This window comes from Variovorax raffinosi, assembly GCF_051216615.1.
Lineage (GTDB): Bacteria > Pseudomonadota > Gammaproteobacteria > Burkholderiales > Burkholderiaceae_C > Variovorax.
In genome coordinates this window covers 891,478-903,173 of the sequence record NZ_JBPJZR010000002.1, presented here as the reverse complement: position 1 = coordinate 903,173, position 11,696 = coordinate 891,478, and the positions used below count along the sequence as shown (strand labels likewise).

The following is an 11,696-nucleotide window of genomic DNA, read 5'->3' as shown; positions in this document are numbered from 1 at the left end:
CGCCGCCAATGCCCCGCGCGCGACCGCGCCCCTCAAATTCCTTGCTGCTCGCATCTGTGTTCCTGTTCGTTCGTCGATCCGCGCGGGACTGTGCCCGCGCCGGTGATGGAGACCGTTGGCTGGATAGAACGAGGGCGCAGGCCGTCGAGCTGCTTGGCTGGCAGTCGGGAGGGCGCGAAGAATTCGCGGCCCTCACACATATAAAACGCAGATCCCGCTGAAAGTCAGAACCCAGGGTTGCGCGTCAAGCCCGAAATTTTTTGTTCCGGTGGCGGCAAGCGACAACGGGTCGGCGAATCGGCCGGCTCATCGTCTGGCGATGCGCCAACTGCCGTCGGGTTGCCGCTGAACCCGCAACGCAAGAAATTCGGGCAGCGCCTGCAGGAAGGCTTCGGGTGTGGCCGTGGCGGCAACGCCCGAGATCGGTTGCTGCGCCAGGTCCGCGCTGGCCAGCGTGACCGGCCGACCCAGGTAGCGCGACAGTTCCTGCGCCACCTCGCCAAGCGGCGTTCGCTGGAACTGAATCTGGCCGGTGCGCCAGTCGCCGATGGTGGCGGGCGCGGCCGGCACGCTGTGGTGCGCGCCGGTGACGGGGTCGACGGCCAGGCCGGCGCCGGGCCCCATCACCAGCACCTGCGGCTCGGCTGCATGGCGGTCCGGGCGCACTTCGACCCGGCCCCGGAGCACCTTGACGACGGTCTCCGGCGGCGCGGCGCGCACGTTGAAGGCGGTGCCCACCACCTTGACCTGGCTGATGCCGCTGTCCACCGTGAAGGGCCTGCCGGTGTCGGCCGCGACTTCGAAGAAGGCCTCGCCCTGGTCCAGCACGATCTCGCGCCGGCGCGGGTAGTAGCGCACCCGCAGTGTGCTGTCGGTGTTGAGCACGACGCTGCTGCCGTCCGGCAGATCGACGTGCCGGGTTTCACCGCGCGCGGTGGCGACTTCGGCCGTGTACGTGGCGGTGTTGGCCCAGCGGTGCACGCCATAGCCACCAGCCAGCACCACGACCGCGACGACGGCCAGGGCTGCGGACAGCGCCGCAGCCCAATCGCGGCGGCCGAAGAGAGTGGCGGGGCGCTTGCGACGGCCGACCTGCCTGGCCACGACGGGTGAGACTGGGGCGACGGGCGCGACAGGCGAAGCGGCAATGCGCCACGACGCGTCTTCCGCCAGCGGAATCTGATGAAGGTCATGGCTGGTGAGCGCCATGCCGTCGTAGATCTCGCGGTGCAGGGGCGCCGCATTCAGCCATGCGTCCAGCGCGCGTTCGTCGCTGCCGGTCCAACTGGCTTCGTTGCGCCGCATGAACCACGCGGCCGCCGTCTCGTGCAGCGCGAGCAGCGCCTGCGGTGACAGGCCTGCGGGAATCCGTGTCGTCGTGGTCATGGGGTCTCCTGGCGCTCTTCGTCGCCTGTTTCATCGTGAACATGCAACTGCGTCATCCGCTGCAGGCTCGGGTACTTCACGCGCAACTGGCAATACGCCATGGCCCGTTGCAGATGCTTGGCCACCATGCGCGCCGAAATGCCCATCGCGGCAGCCACTTCGTCGTGGCTCAGGCCGTCGATGCGGTTGAGCAGGAAGGCCTGCCGCTGGCGCTCGGGGAGTTCGGCCACGGCTTCGTCCAGGCGCTGCAGGCGCTCGCGGTGCGCGGCGAGTTCGAGCGGCGACTGACGGTCGTCCGCCGGCAGTGCGGCCAGCTCGTTCGCGGCCGTTTCCATCGACACGACTTCGGGCGCCGCGCTGCGGCCGTTGCGGCGCCATTCGTCGAGCGAGACGCTGCGCGCCGTGGTGCGCAGATAGGGTTCTTCTTCCTCGGGTGCGAGCGATTTGCCCGCGACAGCCATCCGCACGAAGACGTCCTGCGCGGCTTCTTCGGCCTTTTCGTGATTGCCCAGCCGCCCACGGAACAGGCGCACCAGCGGTTTGCGCCAGCGTGCGTAGAGGCTGGCGAGCTGGCCGTTGGCGCTTGCCGTGTCGTCGCGCTCGTGCGCGGGGGACGGCAGGGAGCCCCGGTTCATGGGCGCGGCCCGTCCTGTCCTGGCAAGGTCAGGACCACGAATTCGTCGGCAATGGCAATCGGGGAAATGAGCACGCGCGCACCGGGATGTCATGGATCCGGATTGGCGAATTCCCTGCGCCGTGGAACGGCGAGGGCGGCCGGCGGGCCTGGCTACGTGCGGATGTCGGATGGCTGAATGAAGCCGGCGGCGATTGTATCGAGCGCGCAATGCCGATCCTTGGCTAAATACGGGGCTCACTCGCACAAAGGAAAACCAACATGTCGGATCAGAAAGTAGCCATCGTCACCGCCGGCGGCAGCGGCATGGGCGCCGCCGCGGCCCGCAAGCTCGCGGACGACGGCTTTCGCGTCGCCATTCTTTCGTCGTCGGGCAAGGGCGAAGCGCTCGCGGCCGAGCTGGGCGGCATCGGTGTGACCGGCTCGAACCAGTCGAACGATGATGTGAAGCGGCTCGTGGACCGCGTCGCCAACGAATGGGGCCGCGTCGACGTGCTGGTCAACAGCGCAGGCCACGGCCCTCGCGCGCCGATCCTGGAGATCACCGACGAAGACTGGCACCGCGGCATGGACGTCTACCTGCTGAGCGCCGTGCGCCCCAGCCGGCTCGTGGCACCGCTGATGGTGGCGCAGGGCGGCGGCACCATCATCAACATCTCGACCTTCGCCGCCTTCGAGCCCGACCCGGTGTTCCCGACCTCGGGCGTGTTCCGCGCCGGCCTTGCAGCCTTCACCAAGCTCTTTGCCGACAAGTACGCCGCACAGAACGTGCGCATGAACAACGTGCTGCCCGGCTTCATCGACAGCCTGCCCGAGAAGGCCGAGTTCCGTTCGCGCATTCCGATGGGCCGCTACGGCAAGAGCAGCGAGATCGCCGCCGTCATCGGCTTTCTCGCATCGGAAGGCGCGGGCTACATCACCGGGCAGAACCTGCGCGTGGACGGCGGGATCACGCGCTCGGTGTGACGAGGCCCGCGCCGTCGCGGCTCAACGTTCGAAAGCGCCCCGGGCTTTCGCCCACGGTGCGTTTGAACGCCGCGCTGAAGGCCGTTTCCGACTGGTAGCCGACGCGTTCGGCGATGCGTGCAATGGCTTCGTCGCCATGCCGCAGCGCATTGCGCGCCACCGTCATGCGCCAGCCGCCGAGGTAGTCGAGCGGCGTCGAGCCGGTCAACGTCTTGAAGCGCACCGCGAAGGCCGTGCGCGACATGCCGGCTGACTGAGCGAGACGCTCCACGGTCCATGGCCGCGCGATGTCGCCATGCATCTGCGACAGCGCCTCGCCGATGCGCGCATCGGCCATCGCGCCGAGCCAGCCTTCAGGTTGCGGCGCATGGGCCAGGTACACGCGCAATGCCTGCACCAGCACCAGCGCCGCGAGGTTGGTGCGCGCCAGCGATGCGCCCGGCCGCAGCTCGGCCGTTTCCCATGCCAGCAGGTCGAGCAACCCCACCAGCGGTCGCGCACCGGGATCGCTTGCGCGCAGGTGAATGAGCGGCGGCAGATAACGCAACAGCAGTTCGCCGGCCTCGCCATGCAGGGTGAAGCGGCCACTGGCCATCACGGCCAGCGGGCCGCCTTCGGCACCCTGGCCGTCGTAGCGCAACACGCCATCGGGCCCGCGATGGTCGCGGCTGATCTGCACGCCGTCCTGCAGCGGACCGGGCGGATCGCTGGAGGCCGTGAAAGGCTGCCCGTTGGTCAGCAGGAAGAAGTCGCCCGCCTCCAGCACGACCGGTGCGCCGGCACCCTCGACCTGCAGGCGGAACCGGCCCTCCAGCACCCCGCCCAGCTTGATGTGCGAGGCGTAGTGCGAATAACGAAACGCCCACAGGCCACGCGCCTCGAAGCGCGACGAGAGCGTGCTGCTCACCGAGAGCATCGACAGCACATCGGACAAGGGGTCCATGGTTTTGTACGGATGAATAGGAAATGCGGGCTGTTGATTATTCAATCATCCAGCCCGCGGCGCGACCATCGGCGCATGTCCTCATCGAACGCTCAACTTTCCCGCTACGCCATCGTGCTGGGCCTGCTCACCGCGATCGGACCGTCGGCTATCGACATGTACCTGCCCGCGCTGCCGGCCATCGGGCATGCGCTGGGCGCGGGTCCGCACGCGGTGCAGGCCAGCCTGATGGCCTTCTTCATCGCGACCGGCATGGGCCAGCTGGTGGCCGGTCCGCTGTCGGACATGTTCGGGCGCAAGCGGCCGATGTACGTGGGCCTGGGTGTGTTCGTGGCCGCGAGCATCGGCTGCGCGCTGGCATCCAGCATCGGCGTGCTGATCGCGTTCCGCTTCCTCCAAGGGCTCGGCGCCTGTGCCTGCATGGTGACGCCGCGCGCGGTGGTGCGCGACCTGCACACCGGTGCCGAAGCAGCGCGGCTCATGTCGCTGTTGATCCTGGTCTACAGCGTGTCGCCGATCCTTGCGCCGCTGGTCGGCAGCTTCGTCGCCGACGCGGCCAGTTGGCGCGCGGTGTTCTGGGTGATCGGCGCGCTCGCGGTGCTGGCCGTGGCCATGGTGGCGCTGCTGCTGCCCGAGACGCGGCCACCGGCGGCGCGGCTGCAAAGCAGCCTGCGCGGCGCGATGGCCGGCTACGGCGTGCTGCTGCGCGACCGGCATTTCATGGGCGTGGCCTTCATGGCTTCGCTCACGCTGTCGGGCTTCTTCATCTACGTCGCGAATTCGTCCTTCGTGATGAGCACGCATTTCGGCGTGTCGCCGCGCCTGTACGCCATGCTGTTCGCGCTGAATGCCGTGTCGATGATCGCGGCCTCGCAGATGAACGGCTGGCTCGCGGCGCGCTTCGGCATCCGGCGCGTGCTGCGCACGGCCGTCATGGCGCATGTTGCCGTCACCGCGCTGCTGTTGGTGCTGACGCTGGCGGGCGTCGACCGCCTCGGCGTGCTGGTCGGCCTGCTGATGGCCGTGTATGGGCTCAACGGCGTGATCGTGCCGTCCACCTTCGTGGTCGCGATGGAAGGGCATGCCGCGCGGGCCGGCACCGCATCGGCGCTGCTGGGCACGATGAACTTCGCGGGTGGCGCAGTGGCCGTGGCGTTGGTCGCGCCGTTTGCCGACGGCACGCCGCTGCCGATGGTGGCGGGCATTGCGTGCTGCTCGGTCGTCGTCGGTGCGTTGGCACTGCGCGTCCTGGGCCGTGGCGGCAGCCACGGCGGGCAGCGGACGGAGGTGCCAAGCACCTGATTCCGCGCCGCTCCGGGTCCGTCCTCTTTACACTTTTGTTTACATCAAGATACCATTCGTATCTATTCTGAACATCGCCACGATGGCGCCCTCTTGTTCAGCTTGCTGGTGGAACAAAAACAATGAGGCGACGCGCGATGAGACAGTGGTGGGTTCGATGTGGTGTGGCCGCGACACTTGTGGCGGTGGCTTTGGGCGCGGGTGCGCAGGGCGAACGCTTCGACATCGTGCGCTTCGAGGTCGACGGCAACACCTTGCTCGGCCCCGCCGAGATCGACCGGCTGGTCGGCCCGCTGACGGGCCCGGGGCGCGCCTACGGCGACATCCAGCGCGCCATCGATGCGCTGCAGCAGGCCTACGCAAAGGCCGGCTACACGATGGTCAAGGTCTCGGTGCCCGAGCAGGAGCTGACCGGTGGCATCGTCAAGCTCAAGGTCACGCAGCCCGTGATCGGCGCGGTTGCCGTCACCGGCAACAACCGGTTCAGCACCGACAACATCCGCGCCAGCCTGCCGCAACTGCAGCCGGGGCGCGTGCCGGACCTGCGTGCCATTTCCGAATCGGTGCAACTGGCCAACGACAGCCCGGCCAAGCGCATCGGCGTGTCGTTCAGCGAAGGCGCGACGCCCGGCACCCTCGACGCCAAGGTGGCGGTGACCGACAACAACCCGCTGCGCCTCATCGCCACGCTCGACAACACCGGCACGCCCGCGAGCGGGCGCTGGCGCACCGGCATCGCGCTGCAGCATGCCAACCTGTTCGACCGCGACCAGGTGGGCACGCTGGCCTACACCACCTCGCCCGACAGCCCCTCGGGCATGCGCCTGGAGCTGTTCTCGCTCGGCTACCGGATTCCGCTCTATGCGCTGGGCGACAGCATCGACTTTGTCTACGGCAAGTCGAGCGCCAACTCGCCGGCCAGCTCGCCCACGCTGGGCGGCGTGCTGGGCTTCACCGGCAAGGGCGACATCTACGGCCTGCGCTGGAACCACTTCCTGGGCCGCAGCGGCGAGTACAGCGCCAAGCTCGTGCTCGGCATCGACCGCAAGCGCATCGACTCGCGCTGCAACATCGGCGGCGAAGACGTGAGCATCGCGCCGCCCACGCCGCCCATCGCGTCCTGCGTGCCCTACACCACGGCCCCGCTGAGCCTGACCTACATCGGCCAGCGCGAAGGCGTCGGCGAAACGCTGGGCTACAGCGTCGGCATCTCGCGCAACCTTGCGAGCGGCACGCGCTACACCAATGTCGACGGCCGCACCGACCGCTACTCGTACCTCACGCCCGGCAACCGCGACACGCGCGACGGCTTCGTGGTGCTGCACGGCGCGGCCTCGTGGTTCAAGGGCCTGTCGGGCGACTGGCAGGTGCGCCTGAACGGCAGCGCGCAGTACGCGCGCACGCCGCTGGTGTCGAGCGAGCAGTTCGGCCTGACCGGGCTGTCGCTGGTGCGCGGCTTCCAGGAGCGTGCGGTGGCGGCCGACAGCGGCGCCATCGTCAACGCCGAGCTGTACTCGCCCGAGCTGGCCGGCCTGACCGGCATTCCGGGCCAGTTGCGCGCGCTGGTGTTCTACGACGCCGGCTACGGCGCCAACAGCCGCGTGGCGGGCACTTCGGTGCCGCGCCACGTCACCGTCTCGAGCATGGGCGTTGGCGCGCGCTACGCCTGGAGCCGCGACTTCAACCTGCGGCTGGACATCGCCCGCGTCAACGACGCCGGCAATTCGCTGACCGAGAAGCGCGGCGACTGGCGCGCGCACCTGAGCGCCATGCTGGCGTTCTGACCCTCTCCACAAGGCAGACCCTCATGCGCTTGCACCTACGCCCCCGCTTCATCTCCCTTGCCATCGCCGCCGCGTGCGCCGTGATCGGCACGCCCCTGTGGGCACAGCTCGCGCCGGGCGCGCTGCCGACCGGGTGGAACGTCACCTCGGGCAACGTCTCGATCGTGCGCAACGGCACGACGCTGAACATCAACCAGGGCACGCCGCAGGCGCTGGTCAACTTCGCGACCTTCAATGTGGGCGCGGACGCGCTGGTCGATATCCGCCAGCCCGGCAGCACCTCGGCGCTGCTCGCCCGCACCATCGGCGGCGACCCGTCGCTGATCTACGGGCAGATCAAGGCCAACGGCGCGCTGTGGCTCATCAATCCGGCCGGCATCATGGTCGGCCCGGGTGCGCGCATCGACGTCGGCAGCTTCATCGCGAGCACGCTCAACGTGAACGACAGCGACTTCCTGGCGGGCCGCCTGACCTTCAAGGCCGGCGCCACCGCCGGCGAAATCCGCAACGCGGGCACCATCACCACCGCCAGCGGGGGCAGCATCTACATGGTCGCCCCGAGCGTGACCAACACCGGCACGCTGACCGCGCCGAACGGCGAGATCCTGCTCGCGGCCGGCCAGAGCGTGCAGCTGATGGACACCGGCACGCCGGGCGTCTCGGTGGCCATCACCGGCACGGCCGGCGAGGTGAAGAACCTCGGACGCATCGCCGCCGAGGCGGGCCGCATCGGCCTGGCGGCGGGGCTGGTGAGCAACGGCGGCAGCATCAACGCCGACAGCGTGGTGCGCGAGGGCGGCCGCGTGTTCCTGCGCGCGTCGGGCGACCTCAAGACCACGGCCGCCTCCGACATCAGCGCCAACGGCACCACGGGCGGCAACGTGCAGCTCTACGCCGACGGCGCGGCCGCCATCGACGGGCGCGTGTCGGCCACCGGAAGCGCGGGACGCGGCGGCTATGTCGATACCTCGGGCCAACGCTCGCTCGACGTCGTCAACGTGCCCAAGGTAGGCAAGGGCGGCGAGTGGCACATCGACCCCTACAGCATCGAGATCGTGGCCGGTGGCGGCAGCAACAACGCGACCGGCGGCAGCGCCATCAGCTCGACCGACACCGGCGCGCAGATCGGCGCCGACGTCGTCACGGCGCAGCTCAACGAGGGCGTGAACGTGAGCATCACGACCGGCCGCGGCAATCCGGCGACGGACATCGACCAGGGCAACATCACCGTCTCGTCGGCCATCGCCAAGACCGGGGCCATCGAATCGGCGCTGACGCTGAACGCCAGCAACAACATCGTCATCAACGCACCGATCAGCAGCAGCGCGAGCGCGCTCACGCTGAACCTCAACAGCAACTACCAGAACGACTATCCCGCCGACAACCATGCGGTGAAGCTCAACGCGGGCATGGACCTGCACGGCGGCGTGCTCACGGTGTCCGAGGGCGTGATGCAGAACGGCAACGGCACGCTCGACATCGTGAGCGGAACGACCACGCTCGGCCTGCCGGGCTCGACGATCAACGCGGCGAGCGTCAATGTCGCATCGGGCGCCACGCTGGCGGTGGGTGTCGCGGGCACGCCGGTCTCGGGCGTGCTCAACAACGCCGGCACGGTGTCGGTCAGCGGCGCGGGCATCGCGGTGCTCGGCCAGGGTGGCACGCACACCGGCAGCTTCGACGTAGGCACGGGCGCCACGCTGTCGCTCTCGGGCGGGCATGGCTTCAATGCGGGTGCGGGCTTCACCGGCACCGGCACCGTCGAGTGGTCCGGCGACGTGACGCTCGGCACGGCGATGGTGTTCGGCGCCGGTGGCAGCAGCCTGGTGCTGCACGCGACCAACCTCTACAGCAGCGGGGGCGGTTCGCTCTCGACCCAGGGCGCGCCCGTGGTGGTCGACGGCCAGGTCATGCTGCGGGGCGCCACCGCATGGCGCAACGGCGCGGCCATCACCGTGATCGGCGGCGGCGCGATCAATGCGCGCAACGAAGGCACCTACTTCGAGAACAACGGCAGCATCACCACCTCGGGCACGCAGTCCGACGTGCTCGCGGGCTCGGGCGCCTTCGTCAGCAACTTCGTCAACAACGGCACGCTGATCAAGAACAGCACCAGCGACCAGCGATACAGCGGCATGGCCAACAGCACCGGCAGCACGGTGCGCGTCGACACGGGCACGCTGACGCTGCAGAGCGTTTCGCTCGACGGGCAGGTGCAGGTTGCAGGCGGCACGCGCCTGACGCTCGACAGCGTGAGCCTGAACAGCCACGTCGCCTTTGCCGGCGCGGGCACGATGGCCTGGAAGAACTACATCACGCTGCTCGGCGCGGTGGACATCGGTGCCTCGGCGCCGCAGCTCGCCATCGGCGAGGCGGCCACGATCAACGGGCAGGGCTACGCGCTCACCACGCGCAACCTCGTGAGCGTGGACGGGGCTCGGCTCGACATCCTGGACCGGACGACCTGGAACAACCACGGCACCGTCAACCTCGGCGCGGCGTCGCCGGCCAGCCTGGTCTTCCAGGGCAGCGGCGCCTTCAACAACAAGGCGGGCGCGGCCCTCAACCTCGCCGCGCAATCGCATGTGACGCTGGTTGCGGGCAGCACGATCACCAACGATGCCAACGCCACCGTGCGCATCGCGGCGGACACCTCGGGCGCCGGGCCGCTCTTCACCGCGGGCGACACCGGGCGGCTCGCGAACAGCGGCACCGTCGTCAAGAGCGGCGCCGGCACGGCCTATGTACCGCTGGCCAACCTGGCCGGCGGCACGGTCCTGATCAACGAAGGCGAACTCGATGCGCGCCTGGGCGCCGACAACCCGAACAACGGCGCCATCGTGCTGCAGGCCGGCAGCACGCTGGGCAGCGACAACTCCCACCTGTACAACAACGGCAGCATCGCGGGCAGCGGCACCATCGCGCTGGGTGGCGACACCACGCTGTTCAACAACGGTACCGTGTCGCCCGGCACGGCCGGCGCCACGGGCACGCTTGCCGTGCAGGGCAACTACACGCAGGGCAGCAGCGGCGTGCTGAACATCCGGCTCGGCAACGACGGCTTCGACCTGCTCGACGTGGACGGATCGGCCAACCTCGGCGGCACGCTGAACCTCGGCACGCTGGGCGGCTTCGTGCCCGCCAACGGCGCGACGGCCGACTTCGTGGTGGCGCGCGGCGCATACAACAGCGGCGCCTTCGCCCAGGTCAATGCGCCGCCCGTGGCATCGAGCAGCAGCACCGCCACGCTCTTCGTCAGCTATCCGTCGAGCAGCGCGACCGTGGCGCGTGCGCTGGCCGTCACCGCGCCGACACTGGCGGCGTGCACCGCGAATGCCGCATTGCCGGGCTGCTCGGCCGTGCTGCCGACACTGAACGCCTGCACCGCCAACGCCGCGCTGCCGGGTTGCACCGCCGTGTTGCCGACGCTGGCCTCTTGCACCGTGAACGCTGCGCTGCCAGGCTGCTCCGCCGTGCTGCCGAGCGCGGCCATGTGCGCGGTGAGCCCGTCGCTGGCGGGTTGCTCCGCCGTGGCATCGACGCCCGCGGTGGCGCCTCCACCGTCCGCCGACATCTGCACGATCGCGCCCAACTCGGCGCTCTGCCAGATCCTGTCACCGCCGACGGCGTCGGCACCGGTCGCGCCTGTGCAGCAGGCGGCCAATGAAGTCGTCAGCACCGTCGTGACCATGCTGCTGCCCATGAACGGCGCTGTGTTCATCACGGATCCGAAGTCGAAGGACAAGCCCGATGACAAGGACAAGGCCGATACCAAGCTGGTAGCGACGAGTGAGCCCAAGTCCAGCGCGCCCGCGAAGAAGATGTACTGCAACTGAGGCCGGCCCACACCATGAAACCGTTCCAATCCATCGCCGGCATGCTGGCCCTTGCCGCATCGCTCGCAGGGGCAACAGCCGCCCACGCACAAGCCGTCGGCACGGTGACCAACCTGTCGGGCGTGCTGGTCGTTCGCAGCGCCGAAGGCACCACCCGGCTCCTGGCCGTGGACTCGCAGATCCGCCGGGGCGACACGCTCATGACCGAGAGCTACGCCTACGCGCAGTTGAAGTTCAACGACGGCGCCGAGCTGATCCTGCAGCCGCAGTCGATGCTGGTGGTGACGCGCTACGACTACGACGCCGGCAAGCCGCAGCAGGACAGCATCGAGCTGGGCCTTGCACAAGGCGGCTTTCGCAGCACCGCCGGGGCCGTGGGCCAGCGCAGCAAGGACGCCACCGTCATCAACACGCCGATGGGCGCACTGAAGGGCAACGCCAGCATGGTCGTGTCCCTGCAGCAGCCCTGAACCGCCACCTTCGCGAGACACCGATGATGAAAAAACTCTTCTTCGCCTTGCTTGCCGCCGTGGTCGCGATGGCAGCGACGCCCGCTCTTGCACAGAACAACGTGCCGCCGGTGCCCGGCGCCGGACGGGCGCCCGGTCTTTACGTGCAGGTGCTCGATGGGTTGATCCATGTGACCAATCCGGCGGGTACGAGCAATTTCAGCTCGGGGCAGTTCGGCTACGCGCCCTCGTTCAGACAACCGCCTGTGATGTTGCCGGCGAACCCGGGCATACCGTTCACGCCGCCGCCCGCGTTCAGTTCGAGCACGCCCGTTGCGTCGAACGGCGGTGCACCCAAGTCGAATGCCGTCGACTGCGAAGTGCGCTAGGCGCGGA

9 protein-coding genes are annotated in these 11,696 nt (G+C 69.0%); 6 read left to right on the top strand and 3 right to left on the bottom strand.

Features of this window, described 5'->3' with window-relative positions:
• Positions 1–306: 306 nt before the first annotated feature.
• Entirely contained in the window at positions 307–1,386 is a 1,080-nt protein-coding gene (locus ACSFB7_RS10140) for a FecR family protein (protein ID WP_435469559.1), read from the bottom strand.
• Positions 1,383–2,021, bottom strand: a complete 639-nt coding sequence (locus ACSFB7_RS10135; RefSeq protein ID WP_435469557.1) for an RNA polymerase sigma factor — start codon at positions 2,019–2,021, stop codon at positions 1,383–1,385. Before ACSFB7_RS10135 ends, ACSFB7_RS10140 begins: the two co-directional genes overlap by 4 nt.
• Positions 2,022–2,281: 260 nt before the next feature.
• Here ACSFB7_RS10135 and ACSFB7_RS10130 point away from each other — a divergent pair, with 260 nt between their 5' ends.
• Positions 2,282–2,986 carry an SDR family oxidoreductase gene (locus ACSFB7_RS10130; protein WP_435469555.1) on the top strand — a complete coding sequence of 235 codons (705 nt, stop codon included), beginning with the start codon at positions 2,282–2,284 and terminating at the stop codon, positions 2,984–2,986.
• On the opposite strand, the gene ACSFB7_RS10125 is transcribed toward ACSFB7_RS10130, so the two are convergent.
• Positions 2,970–3,929 (bottom strand): AraC family transcriptional regulator, encoded by a 960-nt coding sequence (locus tag ACSFB7_RS10125; RefSeq protein WP_435469553.1) that lies wholly within the window; start codon positions 3,927–3,929, stop codon positions 2,970–2,972. The genes ACSFB7_RS10130 and ACSFB7_RS10125 overlap by 17 nt on opposite strands.
• 75 nt (positions 3,930–4,004) lie before the next feature.
• On the opposite strand from ACSFB7_RS10125, the gene ACSFB7_RS10120 reads away from it, so the two are divergent.
• From ACSFB7_RS10120 to ACSFB7_RS10100, 5 genes are all read left to right on the top strand, one after another.
• A complete protein-coding gene (locus tag ACSFB7_RS10120) occupies positions 4,005–5,231 on the top strand; it encodes a multidrug effflux MFS transporter (protein ID WP_435469551.1) in 1,227 nt (408 codons plus the stop codon).
• A 164-nt stretch (positions 5,232–5,395) separates the two neighbouring features.
• Positions 5,396–7,015, top strand: a complete 1,620-nt coding sequence (locus tag ACSFB7_RS10115) for a ShlB/FhaC/HecB family hemolysin secretion/activation protein (protein WP_435469549.1) — start codon at positions 5,396–5,398, stop codon at positions 7,013–7,015.
• A gap of 23 nt (positions 7,016–7,038) precedes the next feature.
• Positions 7,039–10,851, top strand: coding sequence for a beta strand repeat-containing protein (locus tag ACSFB7_RS10110; protein WP_435469547.1), 3,813 nt, complete (start codon positions 7,039–7,041; stop codon positions 10,849–10,851).
• A gap of 14 nt (positions 10,852–10,865) precedes the next feature.
• Positions 10,866–11,321 carry a FecR family protein gene (locus ACSFB7_RS10105; protein WP_435469545.1) on the top strand — a complete coding sequence of 152 codons (456 nt, stop codon included), beginning with the start codon at positions 10,866–10,868 and terminating at the stop codon, positions 11,319–11,321.
• A gap of 23 nt (positions 11,322–11,344) precedes the next feature.
• A complete protein-coding gene (locus tag ACSFB7_RS10100; RefSeq protein WP_435469543.1) occupies positions 11,345–11,689 on the top strand; it encodes a hypothetical protein in 345 nt (114 codons plus the stop codon).
• Positions 11,690–11,696: the final 7 nt, after the last annotated feature.